Origin of the sequence: Portibacter lacus (genome assembly GCF_021533215.1) — a bacterium.
Taxonomy (GTDB): domain Bacteria; phylum Bacteroidota; class Bacteroidia; order Chitinophagales; family Saprospiraceae; genus Portibacter; species Portibacter lacus.
Map to the genome: position 1 here is coordinate 190,560 of NZ_JAJNKA010000009.1, position 22,163 is coordinate 212,722.

Genomic DNA, 22,163 nt, shown 5'->3' on the forward strand with positions numbered 1-22,163 from the left:
GAACTACAAGGTCCATTGGGAGAATGAATCTCGAGGATAATTCCTGAATAAGAAATTTACAATAGAGACTAGGAAACTATAGGAACTTGGGTTTTAACCCGAGAAAAAAGACTCACAAGACACACAAAATCCTCTACTTCTTAACTTCCTCCGCAACCATAGGAATCTGTCTATTCAATGCAGTCTCGCCTGTAATCAACTTCACCGTCAAGTTTCCTTCACCTAATTTCTTAGTCCTAAACGTCTTATGATACAATCCTTGATTCTTAAAATCATGATCTATTAAAGTATAAACCTTATTTCCCGCTAAATCATATATTTCTAATGTCGCTTTCCCTGCTTTCTCTATAAAATATGAAACTTGGATTAATTCATTTTCTGTCTTTCTGACCGTTAGAACATTGATTTTATCCTTCTTTCGCTCTTCTGCTCTCTCTGCAATTTCTTGTGCCCTAGTTCGTACTAACGCTCTCATCTCAGGTGTATCACATGGATCGATAGACGCGATAAATGTTGTCTGGTCATTAGTCTCGAAACCTGGTTCTAAAATTACAGATTTACCACCTACAAAAGCCACTCGTCCTGATGGTGCAACTTGACTAATCGACTGTACATTTTCTATCGCACTATATTTCTTATCATATAAAACACTGTCACCAAGCAAAACTTGAAGGTCCCCGCAATCATTTACGCTAAGTTCTGATCCTCTGCATTCACAATTGTTATTGTAGGAATCATTAGACGTAAGAATATCGCCGTCATCACAGGGCGTTCCTGCAAGTGGACAACGAACAGCACTGAAAGCCACCTTTCCTAGTCCTTTACATGATGAGCCCGCGTCTAACGAACTGATCAAAATATATCGAGCATAAGTTCCATTCAGATTTGGACCATTAAAGCCTGAATAACTGCTGTTTCCAGTAGCTAATGCCCAATTATACGTTCCATATTCTGTCCAAGAACTTCCATCAAGAGAAAAATCTATAGCAACTGCCGTCATGCCTATCTGGGTATTTCCATTGACATTGTAATTCCATATTTGCGTATTGTGCAATTCATGTCTTTCTCCTAAGTCATACATGATCCAGTGTCCATCCGACCGATTCGCATTAGGATTCGCAGTTCTTTCACAAGAAACCCACACACTTTCTTCTCTGTTGTCTAGGTTATCTGTCGGCGCACATTTCTCCTTCGGAATATAATTAGCAAGTGGACTATCGCAATCAGGGCCTGAACATGGAATCCCTACACAATCACAGTTTTCGTCATATTGGTCATCATTTGTGAATGGGTTCCCATCATCGCATAAGGTGCCTGCAGGAATACATGCTAATTCACATTCATAGTCAAAAAAGTAAACAGATGGAATTCGTTTCCAGACACCTGCTTCTGTAAATGGAGTCTGCCAGAATGCAGAAAAGTGTTCACTTCCACCTCCATCTTTCTGATTGATTTCCATATAATAATACTTTCCTTTTTCTAGGTAAATGTTAGAAGTACTCTGGTATATGTATTTGTCATGATCTGTCATATTAGTCCATCCTGAAACCAATGCTTGATGCGCTTGCTTGTTTTCTGGATCTTCATTAGAACTTAAAAACAAAATAGCATTGTCATCTCCCGTCACATTGAACTTGTAATTGCCACTTACTGGAACGGTGAGATAGGCTTGCAATCCGAAGCCAACATCCGCCAATTCATTGGTTGATTCTCTTCCAAAATACTCATATTGCTCACTAGTGGAAGGCATACCTGGAAAATTAGAAGCCTCATATAAGTCATTTAAATTTCCACCTGGAATACCATCATATCGATAACCAGTTAGCGTTCCACGTTCTCCTACACATGCATCCCCTTCTGGTGCCTTTCCGAAACAATTACAATGTCCATCTTCTATATCATCGACAGTAGAAGCATCACCATCATTACAAGGCGTTCCTGCTTCTGGGCAAATTTCTTCTTTACATCCTACGCCATAGATATATGCTGCTGTTATAACATTCCATTCGGTACTACTGACCAAGTCTGTTTTCCAGAAGATAGAAAAACGGTCTGATCCCCAGCGATCTACATGAATAATCTCAAAGTAATAATACTGTCCTGCAATGAGGTTGAAGGTAGTAGAAGTTTGTTCTGGAAATTCATCATGTTCTTCTTCACCTACCGTTTCAGGAAGCGAAGCAACTAATGAGGTGTTATCAGGATTTTCGTCGGTACTTAAGTAAAATTGCACTTGGTCGTCGCCCGTAACATTGAATTGAACGCTCGTATTGCTTTCCACATGGAGGAATCCTTCCACTCTCGTTCCGTAGTAATCATTATAATTTGGTGGACTTTTAAGTCTGAAGATATTTTTTACTACATCTGGCGTTTGTGGATAGTTAGGATCAGCGGTTAATTCTGAAAAGTAACCATCATACAGCCCTTCCCAAGCGTGCCACTCAAGTTCACCAGGCGTACCAACACATATTTGAGTATGTATGCTGCCTAGAAAAGCACACAATAAAGAAAATGTAAAGACTATTTTTTTCATGTTATTGCGATATTAGGTTAAGCAAAAAGGCCAATTGGTCCGTAATTCTGTGGTAGTGTTGATGGGCAGCCTGACGTTGAATAGAAATTGCACAAATTAGGCAAGATATAGTCTAAGTCATTCGGTGATGCACCATACCAAAGGGCTAGCTCAGCATATAATTCATCCACTGAAATTTGAGGAATTATTCGTCCTCTATTAGAAACATTTAATGGATTTCCATCTAATGCGAGTGATGGATAATCACCAAAAACTCTTCCTCCATTAATTGCATTTCCCATGATGATCTGATTTCCGCCCCAAGCGTGGTCAGAACCTGTTCCGTTCGAAGTAAGTGTTCTGGCAAAATCAGAAATGGTTATCGTAATGACGTCGTCTGCCATATTTATTTCTTCGAGTGATTCTTGGAATTCACCTAGTGCATTGCTTAATTGCGGCAACATGGCGTTTTGCGAAGATTTGACATTGTCATGATGATCCCAGCCGCCGTAAGAGGTGAAGAATATTTGCCTATTAGCACCTAATTTAGACCTTACACTGATGACTTCCGCCATTTTCTTAAGATCCTGAGAAATATTAGTATCTGAAAATTCAGTGCTTAAAGGAATAACATTCGCGAATGCATTTTGAAAAACTTCGATACTTTCTGAAGTCTGCTTCGTAAGTGCTCCTATCGTTTCATGGAAAATATTTGAATATTGTTGTTCCACCATACTATTCAGTGCGCCATCTTTAATATCATTCTTTGCACCTGCATCACTCCACCAATAAGGCAGTCCCTTGAATCCTACATTTGATTCATCTGTGTTATTGCTTATAGAATACTCATTGTAATCTCTTCCGGTCTGAAACCTATTTTTTCCATCCAAGGAAATATTCATGGATACATTTGGAATAGTATTCATATCATGTAAGATGTCCGCCATTCTTCCTCCGAAACCAACTGCCGACCTACTCTGAGGTACAGAAGTTTGCCAGTGCATTATTTGATCACTATGAGAATACATACCGAGCGGTAATTTCTTTAAGTTACTTTCATATTCTGACTTGGAAGCGATAGGCTCGATAAGTGTTCCGATATTAGAAATAAAGGAAAGTTTATCTTGTGTAAATAAATCATGGACTCTTGTCATTCCGCCATGAACCCCGAATGTTTTTCCATTATTATTAATACCTAATTCCAGTAACTCAGCAGGATTATTCTTGTCTAAAGCTAGGTTACCTCGAGTAAGTGCATATGCATCGTAATCCGTTTGATTCGTAGGAACCAATAAGTTATGGGTGTCAGCACCTCCAGCTAATAATACACAAACAATGGCTTTATAGTCGCCGGAGTTCTGAAGGATATGGGGCCTAGCGGCCAATGTATTAATCAGTCCCATATTCAGGACTGATGAAAGAAATGCTGTAGAACCTAAAGCTGCACAACTAGCCTGTCCTAAAAATTCTCTTCTATTTATATTTCGTTTTCCCATGCTTATCTGTTTATTAAATATTCTGGTGATGACATCATTAAATAGATGGCTAATTTTACTCTACGATCACGATCTTCTTGATCTTCATTATCGTATTGCATTAATGCGTTCTTTATAATTTCCAATGTTGGATCAGAGATGCGACCTTGTGCTAGAATAAGATTTAACTTGTCTAACATCACATGTAATTCATCGTCATCAGCATATATAGCATGTGGCGAAAAGTCTAATGTTGGATAATCATTTTCATATGCCGTGTTAGGTTGATTAGAATATAAATCCCATATATCTACGACGTATCCATTGATTAACCAATCATAGAGACCATTGATCCATCCAGTTAAGGTTTGTGAATCTGTAATCTGAAATTCAGGGGCAACAAGGCCTTTTTCTTCTACAGGTCCGATTGGTTGATAATCAGATTGGAAGAAATTGAAGACACTAGGAGAAGAAAGTGGTTTCTGGTTGAAACGTTCTTCTATGGAATACATTACATTTTTATGTTGTCCACTGATTGTACTCGAATTAAATGCCTTGTTGATATGGAAGTATCGGATAAATGGCTCTCTAAGCATTCCGAAAGTATCATCTTCTCCGGAATCGCAGCTGATAGCAACAGGATCTAGTAAAATTGCCTTAACAACTGCTGCCATATCTCCTCTTACTCCTTGACCATTATCATTAAAGGCAGAAGCTACTCGGTCTATGTAAGCTGGTGAAGGATTAGATGTAACTAGTCTCTGAATTAATAACTTAGAAATGAATGGACCTACATTGGGATGGTTGAATAAGTTGTCGAGTGCATCATTAATATCCGCTTTCCCATCGACAGGATCTCGATCTACAACTGTATAGCCGTTTAATAAGTGTTTTTCACCAGGTTCATGGTATTCTTCCCACATCACGAGGTCAGATAAGTAACTTTGATCGCTTGGAGCACCTCCGAAGAAATACATGCCATCAGACCAAGTTAATCCTGTAAATACTTTCGAAAATTCACTAATGTCATCATTATCATACGTCGGAATCGGTTCGTTATTCTCATCTAATTTGCGGCTTCCATCATTATTTAATTCGAATAATCCGATGGTGAACAATTGCATCACTTCTCTGGCGTAGTTCTCATCTGGATATCTATTTTGGGAAACATCAGTCTTAGGATTTCCTGTATAAGTAAGGTAAACACCCATGGAAGGATGATAGGTTACTTCTTGTAGGATATCTCTGTAATTTCCGAAAGCATTGCTAAGTAAGATGTCATAGTAATTAGCCAAAGCAAATGAAGTTCCACCAAACGGAGAGTTTTCTGATATAACTAAAATTTCACTTAATGCTAAAGCAACTCGCTGTCTTAGTAAGTCATTATTAGTCATATGGTATTGCCACCATGCATATTCCCAGAAAAGGTATCGAGACGCGCCATCATAGGTACCTAGAGCCGCAAATGTTTCATCGAGATATCCTTGGACGATGGATGTTAAGTTAGATGGTTGGGGCATTGCTATTTGTGCATCGATCCAGTCCTCTATTCCTGTATTGGCAACATCTTGGATGTCATTCAGATTGTAACCAAGTGCTGCTTGGGATAAGAATCTAGACGCTGCGTTTTCATTAGGAAGATATCCGGATTGGTCCAGTGTTGCTTCAGGATGACTACTGGGATCACTACTTGAGATAGAAACACTTTCGAATCCTCCGAAACCAATAACAATGGTGTCAGGCTGAGCAGAAAGCACAATGCTACTACTTATACAGAGAAGGAAAAGCGTTTGACGTAATACGTTTTTTTGAAACATAATCAACTTGTTATTAGTGTTATTAAATCGATTAATTCTTCTTAGCAAGTTGTTTTTTGATATCTTCCAGTTCTGCCTTAAGTTCTTTATTTTCTTCTGATAATTTAATGGTATGTTGCCACAGCCATTCGACTTGTTCTAATATTTTTGCATCCATGGCTTGGAGTTCATACCCTTCTTTCACAAGCTGTTCAGCAGATGGCATATTGACTAAGTGAGACTTAGAATCGATAGATGCCTTAACATCATTTAGTGCTGGTGTTTTGTCAAATGAATCGTCAGACCAATCTGCAGCGCTTTTAACAGCGACTTTTACTTTTTCGGTCATCATTCCGTTCTGGACATATAGATTATAAGGGCCAGGAGTTGAAATTTGACTAGTATCTCCTATAATTACCTTCCCACTTGATTTTAAGATCATTAATTCTTGAGAAGATGCGATATTAAAAGATACAATTACAATAACAAACGCGAATATTAATTTCATAACGGTCTATGTTTTAGCGGAGATATAAATAGCATGGCTATTTCACCTCCATAAATAATGGAAATAAAAAGGTGTAAGGTGGCAAAATTACAGGGTGGAGTGTGAGCACAATTTTGTTCTCATTACAATAATAGTAAAAGCTAGAAGTAAAACAAAGTGATCTTAAAGTCTAATCTCAAAAAGAGAAGGAATGTCGTGTGAAGCATGTGTTATTCTTGTCTTAATTCTTCATGTATAAGCAGAAAAATCGTTGAAAATTATTCTGCTGATGCTTTGGGTTAAACATTGACCTAAACTTTTCCGCTTAAAAAAGAGGTCAAACGCAAGCTAAGTACTACAAAACTAGTATTGGTACTAAAAATATAGTATTAAAACTAAATAATTAGTAGAAATACTATAAAAATAGTTGCAATACTAAAAACTTAGTATTACCTTTATTGAAAATATACAATACAAGTGAAAAAATTAACCAAGAAAGAAGAGGAAATCATGCAGGAAATCTGGAAGCAAGGCAAAGCTTTTATTAAAGATATCGTAGATGCTCTTCCTGCGCCTAAGCCACATTACAACACTGTTTCGACGGTGCTGAAGATTCTACAAGAAAAAGGTTTTGTCGACTATGTTAAATATGGGAACGTCTACCAGTACTTTCCTGTAGTGTCGATCGATGCTTATAAGACTGAGGAAGTAGATGACTTGCTAGAAAAGTATTTTGACAATTCATATGTGAATATGATTGCCCACTTTGCGAAGAAACAAGACATGGATCAGAAAGAAATTGATGAAATTATCAAGTTAATTAAATCTAATAAGTCATGATCGCATACTTGATTCATGCTTCGATTTTACTATCAGGACTGATCATTTTTTATTGGTTATTTCTGAAAAATGAAACGTTCTTTACATTGAATAGGTGGACTTTCATGTGTTGTATCTTATTGTCTTTCGCGCTTCCATCTATTAGCATTCCAGCTTCTTTATCCATTCAGAAATCCATCCCTGCTTTAGCATTTGATTTTTCAAAATTGGAGCCTGATGAAAGTAAGGCAGCTGTGATAAATGAGAAAGACATTGCACATATTAGTTCGATTCAGAACGAGGAAGATCGTAAACAAGCGACAACATTGACCGCTAAAAAATGGAGTCTAAAGTCTATTTTGTTAGCCATTTATATAGTAGGCGTAGTGATTTTTCTCATTGTCTTCCTGCTCCAATTAATCATTTTACTCACTCGAAAGTATAATCTGAATTCCGTTAAAACCGGAAAGTACACGATAGTGGAATTGGTGAAAGATGTAGAGCCATATTCGTTTATGAATACCATCTATATCAATCCGGAAAGCTATGATCCGGAGACTTATGAGCAAATTATCGCGCATGAAAAATTACACATTGACCAAGCTCATTTTGTAGATAAGTTACTTGCTGAATTCTTAGTTATCCTATTTTGGTTTAATCCTTTAATGTGGTTGCTGAGGAGCGCCATTGGGAAAAACCTTGAGTTTCTGACAGACCACATGTTGCTTAAAAAAGGGATGGAGAAGGAATCATATCAGATGAGTTTACTGAAAGTATCTGTGTCTACGAAGCCCTTTAATCTCACAACCAGTTATAATAATTCATTTTTAAAAAATCGTATAATCATGATGAATTCTAAAAAATCTTCGATCGCTTCTATTTGGAAATATTTATTTATTCTTCCATTATTTTTTCTCTCCATGATCAGTCTGAATGCTATTCAAGACGAAGCTTTGCCAAGTGATGAAACTGTACAATTAGCACAAGATGCCATTCCAGAAAATCCAATTAATTCAGCCTCATCTTCAGTAGAAACTACAAACAAAAATTGGAAGTCATTACCACTTACAGACACTGCTAACCCGAAAAATGCAAAGCGAGAACTTAATCTAGAAACGGTAACAGGAATCAATATCGCAAATAATGCAAATATCTCTATTAGAAAATCTGACAGGCAAAAGATCATCGTAGAAGGTCCAACTCATTTGTTAGACGCACTTAACTTAGAAGTGAAAAATGGCTTCTGGAATGTAAAAATTGGAAAAGACGACGACTATAAAAGTGATAAAAGTGGCTTGATCAGTATTGTGATGGAAGTTAAAGAATTGAATAATGCGACGATCAGCGGGGAAGGAAGCATTTCTGGACAAGGTGTTTTCAAAACCTCAGGTGAAATGAACGTTTCCATAAGCGGTAGTGGCAATATTGTATTAGATTTTGAATCTAGCTCTACCAATTGTACGGTCAGCGGTTCGGGAAATATCGTCCTGAAAGGAAAAACAGAGAAAGTCCATATCGGAATGAGTGGGTCAGGTAATATTACTACCACACAATTATTAGCAAAAGATGTCAATATGGGCATATCTGGAAATGCTAAAATTGCTGTCCATGCAGAACGAAGTTTAAATACAGCAGTCTCTGGTGTCGCTGACATAGAATATACGGGAAATCCTAAGGTGAGTTCAAGTTCTTCAGGAGATGCAACCATTAATAGGAGAGGAAGAAATTAGGATATAGGTCAATGTTAGATTATAGTCGGCAAAAGAGATTTCCCAGAAACTGAAAAGTAGTCCTACTCATGGAGAGGTTTGACTTATTCTCCTAGCAGCTTAATTATAAATATAGCGTGTACCGAGTCGAGGAATCCGTTCTTAATGTTAGAGGGCGAATTACCTTGTTAGAGGACTCGAATATTTACCCAAATTTTATGATGATGAGTAATCAGGTTTGTTGCAAGCCCTGAAATCCTTATCTCTAATTTTAAAAAAGCATCATCTTTTAAAATAACATTAATCGAATGAAAAATATTTATTCAATAGTCCTTTTAGTTATCACAATATTGGGTTGTAATCATAAAACTGATCGATTAAGTCAAAATATTATCACTTCGGATATTGATAATTTTTGGAATGCTTACGATAGAATAAAGGCAACGAAAGATACTATTCAGCAAATCAAAATATTAAAATCATTATTTCTTGATAAAGCTTCCGAAGGTCAAAAAAAGATGATTCAAGCAAGAAATTATTCACATAAAGAATATGTCAACGTGATTAATGATTTTCCAAAATTTTGGACTTCTATTAGAGGAAATACTTTAAAAGCCAAAACAATTGATAAAGAACTTTCAATTGGTATTGATAAATTAAAATCAATATATCCACAGGTAAAACCAGCAAAAATATATTTTACAATAGGCGCCTTAAGAAGTAATGGAACCACTATGGATAGTTCAGTACTTATTGGTACAGAATTAGCTTTTGCTGACAAGCAGATACCTACAGAGGAGTTTCCAGAATATCTTTCTCATTTAAGAAATTATTTTGATACTGAACCGAGTGAAAATCTTGTATTCTTAAATATTCACGAGTATATTCATACGCAACAAAAAACTACAATCGGGAATAATCTTTTGGCTCAAACTGTATTAGAAGGTGTGGCTGAATTTATAGCAGAAAAAGCATTAAATACAGGTTCGCCAAATCCTCAAATTCAGTTTGGAAAAGAAAATGATGCTAAAATAAAATCCAAATTTGAACTCGAAATGTTTTCGCCGAATGTTTACAACTGGATTTGGAACAGCACTAATAATGAGTTCGGAATGCGTGATTTAGCATATTATGTTGGATATAGAATTTGCGAAAATTATTACAATAATCAAGAAGATAAACAGATAGCTATTGAGCAAATGATTCAGTTAGATTACAATAAAGAAAGCGAGTTAATTGAATTTGTAGAAAAATCTAATTATTTCAGTAAACCACTCAAATCCTATAAAGCCGCTTTTGAGAATAAAAGACCGAGTGTAGTAAGTTTAGGAGAAATTAAAAATGGAAGTTCGAATGTTAAAACGAACATGGAGACATTAACAATTAACTTCTCAGAACCGATGGATACTCGTTTTCGAAATTTTCAACTTGGTCCACTTGGTGAAGAGAATGTAATAAGAATTAAGATATTTATTGGTTTCTCGGAGGATGGTAAGTCGGTGAGTTTTAATATTGAAGAATTAGAACCATCGAAAAAATATCAAATAATTGTTGGTTCAGGTTTTAGAAACAGGCAAGGAATTCCATTAATTCCTTATCTGATTGAATTTAATACAACTAGTAAAGTAAAAAGCTAGTACCAACTCCTTGTAGGATTAATTTCTTGGCAATCTTAAGAATAAGGAATAGCGATATTTTCAAGGTGATATCGCTATTTTCCAATCCCTCCATTAGGATGAGAAAAATGATAAAGGACAACTCATATTTTTTGATGGAATTGTAGTTTTTGATCCAATTAAAAGCTTAATTTAGGATTGTATTTAAAGTCTTATAGAAAATATGAAAATCACATTTCATGAAAAAAGTAGCAAAATATACTCTGATTGTTTTCGGTCTTTTGTTTTTCATTGCTTGTATGTTTATTTTTAGACCCGTCCCGATTTTGTTCGAAAAAGATGCAATTATTAAAGAAGGGATAGTATCTAAAATTTATGAAGGTCAAGGAAATGATGTTGTATTTGTATTGGAGAATAATCAACAGAGATATTACATTAATCGAGGGCTGGAGAATGGGTTAAATTTAAATAATCTGAAAGAAAAGTTAATCGGCAAACCAATTGTTGTGAAATATCCGAAACATTGGACACCGCTCGACTGGAATAGCACGGTTAAGCATATTTCAAAGGTTGAGTTTGCAGATGAAGTAATCTATAATGAATTTAGAACTTAATCATTGAAGTCATTAAAGAGGTTCATGAATCAGCCCGTTATCATAATGACTTATTTAATTGCTAAATCTTCTATGTGAAATGCGCTAAATTCCTTAATCATCGGCGGTTTGGTAGCCTCAGTGATTGTTAATTTTACCTTAGAGAACTGCTGACTTTCGATAACTTCTATCCGTTTATTTCCAATGTTGCTTCCATTAGAAATTTCAGACCAACTCCCATTATTATAACCGCTAAGCGTGTAGGCTCTTACGCGTTCACCTTGCGAAATTTCTTCTCGAATGATAATTGTATTGACAAGAGTTTCTTTATCTAAGTTCAATATAACTTCTTTCCTATTTCCTTGAGTAGTAGCAATCGGATTACTAAAATGTTTCTTCTTGAAATCGCCTAGTTCTTTTAATCTTGCAACATCAGCATCGGGCATTAAACCTCGTGGATCAGGTGTTAATCCTAGAATCAACGTGGAATTTCTGCCAGCAGACTTCAGATACATCTGTACCAGGTTATCAAGCGGATATATTTTGTGTTCACTTTCAGGTTCCCAGAACCAATCATGACCTTTATATCCTCTTAGTGGTGCATCGGACATTGCGGGCATCCAATATTTTCCATCTTTATCTCCATGTTTCAAGAGTTCAAAGTTGTTTCCATATACAATTTTCTGATTTGCAGAATGTGAAAACGGATAGGGAAATGTAGCCCAACAAGGGTAAGGGACTGTTCCTGATTCTGATCCTCCCCAACGGAAAGCGGCTAATTGAGAATTGTGATAAAATAGGCATTTCGGTTGAAATTTCTGGACAATCGGTAATACGTCTGCACCGTAATTGTTAGGATCATCGGCTCCACCATCGAACCAGATCATAAACAAGTCTCCATATTTTGTGCAGAGCTCCTTTACCATACCTTCACACATTTTCTTGTACGCTAACTGGCGATTCTTACTGAATTCATTATCACCTGAAACTTTAAAATCATAAACGCCAAAAAATGAATTCCATCGAATCCCAATATAAATTCCTGGCAAGAGCCCATATTTTCTACATGATTCCACAAAATCACGAACGATATCACCTTTGCCATCTTGAAACTTTAGCGCCTTCATTGAATATGGATTGATATCGCTCTGATATAAGGCGAATCCCGTTTCATGCGTTGCTGTTAGTATTGCAAATTTTGCACCTGCATCTTTCGCAGATTTTACCCATTGATCTGTATCTAAACCCTCAGGATTAAACATGTTGATATCAAGTATCGGACTAATTCTATTGTGCGCCTGATTGTATACTTCATTGTCGAAAACGTGAAGATCGTAATGGAACACAACACCTAATTCAGCATCTTGCCACATCATTTGTTCTTTCGTGGGTCTTGGGATTTCTGGAGTATTATCCTGTGCAGTAACATGGAAGCAAAGTGCTATCAATATTAAAAGGCTTAGAAAGTTGTTGAGTTTTATAGTATTCATTTAGGTTTATTTTCTTTTAAGAATATAGCTTACGGTACAATCACCACCATAAATATTGCTTCCTGAAGCAACATATAATTAGAATACCTATATCTGTATTAAGGGAAATTAAAAGAACAGTAAGTATTCTGAATTGCACAAGCTGAATATTAAGTTGATGGAAGATATAAAAATTCTCCTTTCGATTAAACTTAATCAATCAATCCTTGCGTGAATGTTAACATTTAGATACCCAATATCAATGATAAGCTAATAAGGGCAGTTATGCTTGAAACAATAATGACCCAAAATTTGTGTTGAAGATTGGTGATTCTGCGAATGATATCATAGATTAGAAAGTAAACGATAACGATTCCTATTTGTCCAAGCTCGATCCCGATGTTAAATGCAAGCAATGGCATCGTTACACTTTGCATTCCTCCTAGCAGTGACTTCAAATAATTAGCGAAACCCATTCCATGAATAAGACCGAAAAATAAGGCTAATGCATAATGAAGTATGATTCCTTGACTAGATTTCTTCTTCATCACCAGAACAATGTTGATAATACTAGTGATCAGAATCGTAATTGGAATTAATGTTTCTATGAGGTCCTTGTCAATGTTTATTAAATCTAACACGGAAAGAGCAAGAGTAATGGAATGTCCGATAGTGAAAGCTGTGACTAGGATAAGTACTTTGCGCCAATCTTTAATCAGAAAAATAGCACATAATGAAATGATGAAAATCATGTGATCGTAGGCCGCGAAATCAGCGATATGTTCAAGGCCAAGTTGTAAATAAAGGCTAAAGTCAGACATGCAGCGAAAATAATATTTTTAAAGAATTTATTTAGTCTTATGCCCATTAATCGTAGGCAAATATTTCCATTATCTCCACGCAAGCGGATAAAATGATAGAAGACCATTCTCTAGCTGCTTTTAAATACCATTTAGTTTGGTTTGACCCAAATTTAAAACGACTGCTTATCCTAATTGGAAATTCATTTCGCTTTACTATTGCAGAAAAGTGCTTTTAAAAATTGACCTATATCAAATAATATGTCATCAACCACCTTATATGAATGAATAGGAGTGACTTGATGTTCAAATCAAGTCAAAAAGATATAACAGAATAAATTAAATGAATAGAGTTACTCCAATTTCCAAAATTATGCAGAAGAATTTTTATGAGATTTTACCAGACTTATCGATAGGTAAAGCCATGAAAATTATGAACAAAAAGAATGTCAAGCATTTAGCAGTCGTTAGAGATGGTATCTTCTTAGGATTTGTTTCCTTATGCGATTGTGAATATTTCAAATCCACACTTATTAAGGATGGGCACTTAGGTCCTGATGAATTGTTAAGATTAAAGCATCATAAGGTAAGTGAAATCATGTCCACGAAACTCGTGAAATTATCTCCTACAGATTCAATACACATCGCATCTGAAATCATGAAATCAATTATTTTTCAAGTGATTCCAGTTATCGATAGAAACAGAATTATTGGGATTTTAACACCTGAATTGATTGCGAGTTGCAGAAAAAGGTTTGAATTAGCTCTCGTATAAATTAACCGCGCTTTGTTTTTGTGAAATGAAGGTAATACCTTCGTGACATGAAATTAGCTTTAATTAAGCAGCTTGCGGAAGCCTATAAACGTGACCTTGATCAAGGTATAGTTATTCCTGATTCGATATTTAGATTAAGCATACTAGAATGGCAGAAACATTTCGATTTAGAAGAAATGCGACTAGGACCGATCTTAGATCAGGCACTAAAAAATAAAGTCTCTGGCCATTATTGGGGAGGTGATCTACATTCTATTAAATCAAGTTTAATAGAGCTTGCTAATCACAATCCGGATCTCTTTTGGGAAGCGATCAAAGATCTATTCAATGAAGATCGAATGATCATTATGAAGGCAAATCGTTTCCTTCATCACTGTGATATCATATTGAAGGATATAAAACGAGATAATTTGAAGATAAATACACATCGACAGTCTTATTATTCAGCATCTTTACTCTTAAGTTTGCAGTATCCAGCAAATTATTGTCTATTTGATTTCGAAAAATTCGAACATTTCTGTCGTGTTATTGGTGTGAATGATATACCAGTAGATACAGACCTAGAACGGTATTATAAAATCGTCAACGCAGTTGGTAACATTTTATCCAAGGATGAAGATTTTATGACTTCTTATTACAGTAAATTGTCAACAGGTATATATTTAGGTCCATCTCTGCACTTCGTATATGAGTTAATGGACTATAGTACTAAAATAAAAGCATGAAAGCAATAGTAATAGGAGCAACAGGTCTCGTAGGATCATCTCTAGTAGAACAGTTAATCACCAATGAGTCATATGATGAGATTCGGATCTTGCATCGGAGAACTACTGGTTTTGAAGATGCGAAAATAAAGGAAAGTGTTATTGATTTTGATCAACCTGAAAGCTTTAGAGATAAAGTTAAGGGAGACGTCTTATTCTCCGCTCTAGGGACAACAATGAAAACGGCTGGGAGCAAAGAAGCACAGTATAAAGTAGACTATGAATATCAGTATGAAGTCGCTAAGATGGCAGCTGAAAAAGGCGTGCCTACTTATGTGTTAGTTTCATCCTCTGGAGCTGATTCGTCCTCTTCTATTTTCTACACTAGGATGAAGGGAGAACTAGAAGATGCCGTTCTAAAGCTTCCATTTAAGAAAGTAATTCTTCTACAACCTTCGGTGTTAGATGGAGATCGGCAAGAAAAGCGCCTAGGTGAAAAAGTAGGAATCGTTGTTGGTAAATTGCTAGCTTGGGTGCCTGGTATAAGAAAATATAGACCGATTCACGTCGATGTAGTTGCTCAAGGAATGATTAATAGTGTTGATAAATCTCCACTAGGTACCACAGTATATAAATTAGACGAAATATTTGCGCTTTAGATTTTTTCTAAAGCCTGACTACTGACGATCTTTTCAACATTCGGATGTGGGCTTCCGCCTTTAGGCTCGATGGTTACGTTTATAGAGCTCGCATTTTTTAAATGATTGATCGAAATAGAACCTTTTTCCGAGGGCAAGACGCCAAGGTTAACCATTTTACCATCTACATCAGCCCATATTTGATAGCAATGACCTGGGTCAAGTTGGCCAGGACTATTTACATATATTATTGCTTTTTCTGCAACGTCATTCCAGAAAGCTGTAGAATTAAAATCTGGTGATAGATTGTTTCCAGAAAGTAGAATTCTAGTTGTCTTATTATGGCTAGAAAGTGCTAATTCATCTTGTAATAAGTGAACTTCATCTCTGGTCGCTTCTAACTGTCTTTCGACCATGTTTTTCTGAGCATGAACCACCATGTTCACATTTGCTAATTCTTGTTTTTGGTTGAATAGTGCGATGGATGCGACGAACCCTATGATTGCTGCTGCCCATGGTATCATAGTATTCGGCTTAGCAGATTTCTTATAGTATTTTGACTTTAAGGTGTATTTTGAATCTTCATCTAGACATGAAATAATTGCCTCTTTTAGACCCACGGGTTTTTCTGAATCTAATTTTGTAGCCATCTTTTCGATGTGGGCTTTGAGATTCTCATATTCCGATTTTACTTCTGGGTAGGTAGAGATGAAATGTTCCACTTTAGCAATTTTTTCATCATTGCAAGTTCCCATTAGATACTCATCTAACAAACCGCTTTCTAGAAATTTTCTTGCTTCTTCTTTCATTTTAATTCGCTTATAGGAATCCTGTTTATTGACAAACAATTTTCCGACACATGAACCCAAAATTGGCTTGCTTTACTGGTTTTCTAGCGCTATTTTTCAGGCTCTTTTTAAACTTCGTCAATTTTTAAGTTTAACAATTGGTGTAAAAATAATTTTTAAGGTTAACAGAAAAATCTGAAATAGGATTAATACTATTTTGAAATATTCAGAAGATTCAACATCATTCTACACTAAAAATTAGTGTGGTTAGCTCAATACATTAATATGGTCAAATCATTAAAAGTAAGTCACGGTCTGTGTTACTTTTTTAACATTTAGAAAATGATTGAATATTCCTATACATCATCTGCCACTCATAAAATATCTTTCACTTTTAAACGTAAAGAACTCATTCACAATAGATTTGAAAAGTATGGTAATCCTGTTCTTTTCATTTATTCTATCATAAATTCTATTGTTTCAAACATATCAATTTGAATTAAGTTTAAATTTTGCTTCTTCCTAATAATGCTATAAACGTCTTAATTTTAATTTTCGCATAGATTTTTCAGTGAAATTTGAGTTTCAACCTTGTATATAATAAGTACATTGAAACGATCGATGTGGAAGGTAATCAAACAATTATGTGGGAAATGCTACTTCATTTTTGAATTGCTTTAAGAGGATTGGCTACCTATCTCAGTAACCACTTGATCTAATTTTCCTTCAAGGATTAATTTTAGATATTTAGCAGTTGCTTCGGGAAATCCACTAATTTGGTTAAGATTTTCTTCCCACAAAACTTCATCTGCAAGCATTTCATAGATACTCACGGCTGAAATGACACCTGAGGTATTAATTTTCATCCAATGCTGAGTTAACTTTTCAATTTTTTCTGCTTCATCATTCGCAGTATATACTTTTCCATTGAAATCACCTTTATAGAAGATCAACAAAGCAGCAAAGGAAAGCATAAGCCCTTTAGGAGTGGTTTTGTTGTGGACGATATATGATTTGATAGTAGGTTTTAATCTAACATTAAACTTAGAAATAGAGTACATCGAAATACTTTGCAGTTTATGTTCGAGGAAGGGATTGCGAAACCGATCCAAAACACTTTGACCAAATTGCTCAGCAGTTTCACGCTCTATATCAATAGATGGAGTAATCTCTTCGAAAACAACTTTTTCGATAAATGGTCCTAGTGCTGAATGATTCACTGCATCCTTAACCAACTGAACGCCCATTAATAAGCCAACAGGTACCATAGCAGTATGAGCACCATTTAGAATTTTTATCTTTTGCTCCTTGAAAGGAGTTAAGTCTTTAGTGTAAACTACATTTAATCCTATCCGATCTAGAGGCAATAATTGAGCTAAATCAAATTTAGTTTCTATAGCCCAAAGGTGGTATGGTTCCCCTTCTGTAATCATATTATCTATGAAACCAGTTCTTTCTTGGTATTTAGTTAATTGATCTTGATTGATTCCAGGGACGATTCGATCGACTAATGAATTACAGAATTGAACACGTTCATCTAGCCACAATTTAAAAGCATCTTCTAAGTCCCAATGATTAATATATTCGAATATGCTATTTTTAAGCACTTGACCATTCTGATCTACTAATTCGCAAGGAATAATCACACATTTTCCACTTCTGTCGTTCTGAAAATGAGTCCATCGGGCATGAAGCCATCTACATAACTGCCCTGGAAAAGTACTAGGAATCTCATCTGCTTTGTCCTGGCTGTCGAATGCCAGGCCTGTCTCCGTTGTATTAGAAACGATAATATTAAGCTGAGGATTTAAAGCGGACTTTAAGAATTCGTCGTATTCATTATGAACTTCGAGAATACGAACCACACTTTTTATAAGGACCATTTCGTCCACGGTACGACCTTTCATGTAGCCTTTAGAAAACAAGTGGTACAGACCATCTTGCTCAGCCCACTGGTTATAGTTGCCTTCTTTTCTTACTTTTACAGCCAGAATGCCGATCTTTTCATCATTGGATTGTCTATTATATTTGTCTATTATCCAATCTACAAAACCACGTAGAAAATTTCCTCCACCAAATTGAAGTATCCGTTCTGGATAGACATGGGTAACATTTGCTGATTTTCGAGATAAATTCTTCAATGATTTGCAATAATTTTTTTTTGTAATCGGGTTGGTAAGTATAAATATTTTCTTGCTAATTATTGATTATTTTGTGAAACAAATACTAAATAAATGCAAAACATTTCATTTATACTGCATGGATATATTTTAATATTGGAGATTTATGCTAAGTAATTAGAGTGATCAGATCGTTTATTGTCAATGTTAGACTCTTTATCCATATGGTATGAAGTCAAAAAATAAAAATGTTAAAGCGCGACTGAATGATCTTCTCAAAGTACTTCGGTTATAAACTTGCACAAAAATTGACAGCACCATAACTTTCATTTTACAAAGCTGCGATTATTGATTAAGTTTGCCTAAAAATTATATTGACCAATTACAATCCGATAATTGAAGTGATAGAAGAGGCATATTATATTGCCGAATTCGATACGACTAGAAAAATTTCAGCACTTCTACCATATGATTATTATGAATCAGAAAAGCATTATGCTGTGCTCTATCTTCAAGATGGTCAGAATTTATTTAATCCACATGCACCATTTGGTGATTGGGCGATAGATAAGTCATTAGCGATTTTAGCACAAGACGGTTATAAGGATTTAATCATCATAGCGATAGATCATGGGGATGAGAAAAGAACCTCAGAATATTTACCTTATAAACATTCAAAGTATGGTGAAGGACAAGGAAAGTCGTATATTAACTTTATGCGGGAGAAATTAATCCCGTATGTGAATAATAAGTATCGAGTGCTTACAGATTATGCTGATACAGGAATTGGAGGTAGTTCTATGGGAGGATTAATTAGCCTATATGGAGGACTAAAGCATCCTGAGATTTTCGGAAAATTGATGGTGTTTTCACCAAGCTTATGGATTGCGAAAAAGATTTACAAAGAAGCTAAGAAATTCACTCCTCGCACAGATACAAAAGTATACGTGTATGCAGGAGGGAAGGAAAGCAAGACACACTTGAATAATGTATTAAGACTAGAAGGGATTTTTAAGGATAAAATATCCGATGATGCCTTTTTTGATATGGAAGTTAAAATTAATCCTACAGGAAAACATTCGGAATGGTATTGGGCTCAGGAATTTCCGAAAGCTGTAAAGTGGTTATTTTATGACAAAAGATTTTAAAATTAACAATGGAATTTAAACATAAAAAAAGTATATCCCAGAAGGGTGATTTAATTATTCCTTTCTATAAAGACGATATAGATCAGGATCGAATAACAAGACTAACTGGTGTTTCTAAGGTAGATTTTGAAGCAGAATTTTCAACATACACCATGATCTACAGTAAATCTGGATCTAAGATCTATTTGCTGGGGTTAGGAGAATCAAAGCATAAGAACAGAATAAATGAAAGCTTCAGACACTTATTTTTCAATGAGAAAAGTAAGCTAGGAGATGAAATTCAAGTGGATTGTATCTGCCTAAGTCTTCAGGAAGTTAATGATGCGGTTATCGGAATGACGATGTCTCAGTATGAAATTGCTCAATATAAAACGGAGAAGAAGTCTAAGTCTACGCTTGATGTGCTCTTAGTTTCTGGAGAGGATATTTCTTATGCAATGGGAGAAGGGTTTGTTACAGGTGACACCATTAACCGAATCAAGGTACTTGTTGATGCACCACCTAATGTGAAAACTCCAGCTTTCTTAGCTCAATGGGCACGGGAGTCTTCTAAGAAGAATGGGTATCAATGCAAAGTGTGGAATGAGAAGGATCTGATAAAAGACGGATTTGCAGCAATCACAGCTGTGGGGCAGGGTAGTCAACATCCACCTCGGTTAATCCAATGTAGCTACCTGCCTAAAGATGGGAAAAAGGTTGACATCGCATTGGTAGGGAAAGGAATTACATTTGATACAGGAGGACTCTCGATTAAGGGATCTACTAACCTGCATTATATGAAAAGTGATATGGGTGGAGCTGCCGCGGTTTTAGGAGCTGTGGAGTTAGCATCTCGATTGAAGTTAAATGTAAATATCGTCGGAATAGTAGGAGCAGCGGAAAATGCAGTTGATGGTAATAGTTACCTTCCAGGTGATGTTATTCAATCTTATTCTGGAAAGTCGATTGAGATTATAGATACGGATGCTGAGGGGAGATTAGTGTTAGCAGATGGATTAAATTATGCGATTAAGAAACACAAGCCTAAAACGGTAATAGACCTTGCGACCTTAACGGGAAGTGCTGTTCGTACTTTAGGATATTCAGCAGCAGCCATGTTTACGTCTAATGATAAAATGGCGGCTAAGCTTTACAGTCTTGGGGACGAGATTTTTGAAAGGGTATGGAGATTGCCGATATATGAAGAGCTGTCAGATGATATTCATTCCGATATTGCTGATGTAAGAAATTTTAGTGGGAAGCCAGTAGCAGGAGCAAGTGCAGCAGCTAAATTTTTAGAATATTTTACAGAAGGGCATCCATCGTGGGTTCATTTGGATATCGCAGGTGTTGCTTTTGGGGCGAATGCGTACGCTAAGATGAAGAGTTCTTCAGGTTATGGTGTGCGATTAATGGTTGAATATATAAAAACACTCGAGTAATGAATTTTCTTTGTATTTGTACTTATTTTAAAGGACAGGATTTCTTTCGTTATTGTAAAAAGGAAGGAAATAAAGTATATCTTTTAACGAAGAAAAAGCTGGAGCATGAAGCATGGCCTTGGGATTCGATAGATGATGTTTTCTATGTAGATGATTGGGTGGATGATCATGTGATTAATGGAATCGCTTATAAATTTAGGTCTATTAAATTTGATCGGTTTGTAGCCTTGGATGACTTTGATGTTGAAAAAGTAACAAGACTCAGAGAGCATTTTCGGATGCCAGGAATGGGAGATACGACAGGGAGGTATTTTAGAGATAAATTGGCGATGAGGATAAAAGCCAAGAGCGAAGGAATTCCGGTTCCTGAATTTACCCCTTTGTTCAATGATGAAGATATTAATCATTTCGCTGATCATACACCACTTCCATGGTTGATCAAACCGAGAAGTGAGGCATCAGCCGCGGGCATTAAGAAAATTCATTCTAAGGAGCAACTTTGGGAAATGATACATGAATTAGGAGATGAACGTCATCGTTTCCTTGTGGAGAAATTTACGCCGGGAGATGTATATCATGTAGATAGCCTCAATTATGAAGATAAGGTTGTTTTTGCACGAACGAGTAGATACCTAGATACTCCATTCGAAGTAGCACAAGGTGGTGGCATTTTCAGATCTCAAACCTTGGCATCTGGAAGCAAAGAGGAGAGGGAGTTTTTAGAGATTAATGCGGATGTAATGAGGGCTTTTGGATTGAAATATGGAGCATCTCATACTGAATTTATCAAAGCACACCAAACTGGGGAATTGTTTTTCCTGGAAACATCTTGTAGAGTGGGAGGCGCGAATCTTGCTGAAATGGTAGAGGTCGCAAGTGGTATCAATTTGTGGGGAGAATGGGCAAGGATTGAAACTGCTGTTTTGAAAAACGAAAAATATAAACTACCAAAGATTAATAAAGGTATAGCAGGAATTGTGGTATCTCTAAGCAGATTTGAATATCCAGATACTTCTTCATTTACGGATTCTGAAATCAAATGGAGGATGAATAAAAAGTGGCATATAGGATTTATTGTTGCGGACAAAAAAGAAGAGAAAGTTACGGAGTTATTAAATAAATACACGGGCGTAATAGGAGAGCATTTTCATGCAAGTGCAGATATGCCAGATAAATTGGAATAAATAGAAAAAAGTCGAAAAAATACCGTCATATTATCTCTTTATTATTTTATGGTACTAGTCGAAAATCGTCATTGGTTTATCGTCAATATTAAATAGAAAAGCGTAATTC

At 35.9% G+C, this 22,163-nt stretch carries 18 protein-coding genes; 10 read left to right on the top strand and 8 right to left on the bottom strand.

The window, feature by feature from the left end; genetic code table 11:
• Positions 1 to 133: 133 nt before the first annotated feature.
• The 4 genes from L2586_RS16135 to L2586_RS16150 are packed head-to-tail and all read right to left on the bottom strand — an operon-like array spanning position 134 to position 6,291.
• Positions 134 to 2,533: a PA14 domain-containing protein gene (locus tag L2586_RS16135; protein ID WP_235293963.1), complete on the bottom strand. Its 2,400-nt coding sequence runs from the start codon at positions 2,531 to 2,533 to the stop codon at positions 134 to 136.
• 17 nt (positions 2,534 to 2,550) lie between these two features.
• The gene (locus L2586_RS16140; RefSeq protein ID WP_235293964.1) at positions 2,551 to 4,008 is read right to left on the bottom strand and encodes a DUF1501 domain-containing protein; all 1,458 of its coding nucleotides are present in this window, start codon (positions 4,006 to 4,008) and stop codon (positions 2,551 to 2,553) included.
• Positions 4,009 to 4,010: 2 nt separating this feature from the next.
• Positions 4,011 to 5,804 carry a DUF1800 domain-containing protein gene (locus L2586_RS16145; protein WP_235293965.1) on the bottom strand — a complete coding sequence of 598 codons (1,794 nt, stop codon included), beginning with the start codon at positions 5,802 to 5,804 and terminating at the stop codon, positions 4,011 to 4,013.
• A gap of 31 nt (positions 5,805 to 5,835) precedes the next feature.
• Positions 5,836 to 6,291 carry a thiamine pyrophosphate-dependent dehydrogenase E1 component subunit alpha gene (locus L2586_RS16150; protein ID WP_235293966.1) on the bottom strand — a complete coding sequence of 152 codons (456 nt, stop codon included), beginning with the start codon at positions 6,289 to 6,291 and terminating at the stop codon, positions 5,836 to 5,838.
• A gap of 456 nt (positions 6,292 to 6,747) precedes the next feature.
• Between L2586_RS16150 and L2586_RS16155 the strand changes: the two genes are divergently transcribed.
• The 4 genes from L2586_RS16155 to L2586_RS16170 all read left to right on the top strand — a co-directional run bounded on the left by L2586_RS16155 (position 6,748) and on the right by L2586_RS16170 (position 11,028).
• Complete coding sequence (locus L2586_RS16155) at positions 6,748 to 7,110, top strand: BlaI/MecI/CopY family transcriptional regulator (RefSeq protein WP_235293967.1); 363 nt, start codon at positions 6,748 to 6,750, stop codon at positions 7,108 to 7,110.
• On the top strand, positions 7,107 to 8,819 hold the full coding sequence (locus tag L2586_RS16160) for a GIN domain-containing protein (protein WP_235293968.1): 1,713 nt from the start codon (positions 7,107 to 7,109) through the stop codon (positions 8,817 to 8,819). Before L2586_RS16155 ends, L2586_RS16160 begins: the two co-directional genes overlap by 4 nt.
• Before the next feature lie 287 nt (positions 8,820 to 9,106).
• Positions 9,107 to 10,435, top strand: a complete 1,329-nt coding sequence (locus tag L2586_RS16165) for an Ig-like domain-containing protein (RefSeq protein ID WP_235293969.1) — start codon at positions 9,107 to 9,109, stop codon at positions 10,433 to 10,435.
• Between the two features lie 218 nt (positions 10,436 to 10,653).
• Positions 10,654 to 11,028 carry a hypothetical protein gene (locus L2586_RS16170; RefSeq protein WP_235293970.1) on the top strand — a complete coding sequence of 125 codons (375 nt, stop codon included), beginning with the start codon at positions 10,654 to 10,656 and terminating at the stop codon, positions 11,026 to 11,028.
• Positions 11,029 to 11,078: 50 nt separating this feature from the next.
• Here L2586_RS16170 and L2586_RS16175 read toward each other — a convergent pair whose 3' ends face one another.
• Together L2586_RS16175 and L2586_RS16180 are read right to left on the bottom strand one after the other, a co-directional pair.
• A complete protein-coding gene (locus tag L2586_RS16175) occupies positions 11,079 to 12,488 on the bottom strand; it encodes an alpha-L-fucosidase (protein WP_394804420.1) in 1,410 nt (469 codons plus the stop codon).
• Between the two features lie 233 nt (positions 12,489 to 12,721).
• Positions 12,722 to 13,297 carry a HupE/UreJ family protein gene (locus L2586_RS16180; protein WP_235293972.1) on the bottom strand — a complete coding sequence of 192 codons (576 nt, stop codon included), beginning with the start codon at positions 13,295 to 13,297 and terminating at the stop codon, positions 12,722 to 12,724.
• A gap of 352 nt (positions 13,298 to 13,649) precedes the next feature.
• On the opposite strand from L2586_RS16180, the gene L2586_RS16185 reads away from it, so the two are divergent.
• Genes L2586_RS16185 through L2586_RS16195 form a run of 3 tightly spaced genes read left to right on the top strand, consistent with a single transcriptional unit; the run spans position 13,650 to position 15,414 of the window.
• Positions 13,650 to 14,051, top strand: a complete 402-nt coding sequence (locus L2586_RS16185) for a CBS domain-containing protein (protein ID WP_235293973.1) — start codon at positions 13,650 to 13,652, stop codon at positions 14,049 to 14,051.
• Positions 14,052 to 14,098: 47 nt separating this feature from the next.
• A complete protein-coding gene (locus L2586_RS16190) occupies positions 14,099 to 14,776 on the top strand; it encodes a hypothetical protein (RefSeq protein WP_235293974.1) in 678 nt (225 codons plus the stop codon).
• Positions 14,773 to 15,414 (top strand): NAD(P)H-binding protein, encoded by a 642-nt coding sequence (locus L2586_RS16195; RefSeq protein ID WP_235293975.1) that lies wholly within the window; start codon positions 14,773 to 14,775, stop codon positions 15,412 to 15,414. Before L2586_RS16190 ends, L2586_RS16195 begins: the two co-directional genes overlap by 4 nt.
• Here L2586_RS16195 and L2586_RS16200 read toward each other — a convergent pair.
• Both L2586_RS16200 and L2586_RS16205 read right to left on the bottom strand, forming a co-directional pair.
• A complete protein-coding gene (locus tag L2586_RS16200) occupies positions 15,411 to 16,202 on the bottom strand; it encodes an anti-sigma factor (protein WP_235293976.1) in 792 nt (263 codons plus the stop codon). The two genes, L2586_RS16195 and L2586_RS16200, sit on opposite strands and share 4 nt — an antisense overlap.
• A gap of 656 nt (positions 16,203 to 16,858) precedes the next feature.
• The gene (locus L2586_RS16205; protein WP_235293977.1) at positions 16,859 to 18,322 is read right to left on the bottom strand and encodes a tagaturonate reductase; all 1,464 of its coding nucleotides are present in this window, start codon (positions 18,320 to 18,322) and stop codon (positions 16,859 to 16,861) included.
• A 353-nt stretch (positions 18,323 to 18,675) separates the two neighbouring features.
• Here L2586_RS16205 and L2586_RS16210 point away from each other — a divergent pair, with 353 nt between their 5' ends.
• Genes L2586_RS16210 through L2586_RS16220 form a run of 3 tightly spaced genes read left to right on the top strand, consistent with a single transcriptional unit; the run spans position 18,676 to position 22,054 of the window.
• On the top strand, positions 18,676 to 19,449 hold the full coding sequence (locus L2586_RS16210) for an alpha/beta hydrolase (protein ID WP_235293978.1): 774 nt from the start codon (positions 18,676 to 18,678) through the stop codon (positions 19,447 to 19,449).
• A gap of 8 nt (positions 19,450 to 19,457) precedes the next feature.
• Entirely contained in the window at positions 19,458 to 20,870 is a 1,413-nt protein-coding gene (locus L2586_RS16215) for a leucyl aminopeptidase family protein (RefSeq protein ID WP_235293979.1), read from the top strand.
• Complete coding sequence (locus L2586_RS16220) at positions 20,870 to 22,054, top strand: ATP-grasp domain-containing protein (protein WP_235293980.1); 1,185 nt, start codon at positions 20,870 to 20,872, stop codon at positions 22,052 to 22,054. Before L2586_RS16215 ends, L2586_RS16220 begins: the two co-directional genes overlap by 1 nt.
• The last annotated feature ends 109 nt before the right edge of the window (positions 22,055 to 22,163 follow it).

Excerpts from the sequence above, each read along its gene's own strand:
- L2586_RS16145 (WP_235293965.1), bottom strand. The coding sequence starts at position 5,804 with ATGTTTCAAAAAAACGTATTACGTCAAACGCTTTTCCTTCTCTGTATA.
- L2586_RS16165 (WP_235293969.1), top strand. The coding sequence starts at position 9,107 with ATGAAAAATATTTATTCAATAGTCCTTTTAGTTATCACAATATTGGGT.
- L2586_RS16135 (WP_235293963.1), bottom strand. The coding sequence starts at position 2,533 with ATGAAAAAAATAGTCTTTACATTTTCTTTATTGTGTGCTTTTCTAGGC.
- L2586_RS16215 (WP_235293979.1), top strand. The coding sequence starts at position 19,458 with ATGGAATTTAAACATAAAAAAAGTATATCCCAGAAGGGTGATTTAATT.
- L2586_RS16190 (WP_235293974.1), top strand. The coding sequence starts at position 14,099 with ATGAAATTAGCTTTAATTAAGCAGCTTGCGGAAGCCTATAAACGTGAC.
- L2586_RS16140 (WP_235293964.1), bottom strand. The coding sequence starts at position 4,008 with ATGGGAAAACGAAATATAAATAGAAGAGAATTTTTAGGACAGGCTAGT.
- L2586_RS16170 (WP_235293970.1), top strand. The coding sequence starts at position 10,654 with ATGAAAAAAGTAGCAAAATATACTCTGATTGTTTTCGGTCTTTTGTTT.
- L2586_RS16220 (WP_235293980.1), top strand. The coding sequence starts at position 20,870 with ATGAATTTTCTTTGTATTTGTACTTATTTTAAAGGACAGGATTTCTTT.
- L2586_RS16195 (WP_235293975.1), top strand. The coding sequence starts at position 14,773 with ATGAAAGCAATAGTAATAGGAGCAACAGGTCTCGTAGGATCATCTCTA.
- L2586_RS16160 (WP_235293968.1), top strand. The coding sequence starts at position 7,107 with ATGATCGCATACTTGATTCATGCTTCGATTTTACTATCAGGACTGATC.
- L2586_RS16150 (WP_235293966.1), bottom strand. The coding sequence starts at position 6,291 with ATGAAATTAATATTCGCGTTTGTTATTGTAATTGTATCTTTTAATATC.
- L2586_RS16200 (WP_235293976.1), bottom strand. The coding sequence starts at position 16,202 with ATGAAAGAAGAAGCAAGAAAATTTCTAGAAAGCGGTTTGTTAGATGAG.
- L2586_RS16180 (WP_235293972.1), bottom strand. The coding sequence starts at position 13,297 with ATGTCTGACTTTAGCCTTTATTTACAACTTGGCCTTGAACATATCGCT.
- L2586_RS16185 (WP_235293973.1), top strand. The coding sequence starts at position 13,650 with ATGCAGAAGAATTTTTATGAGATTTTACCAGACTTATCGATAGGTAAA.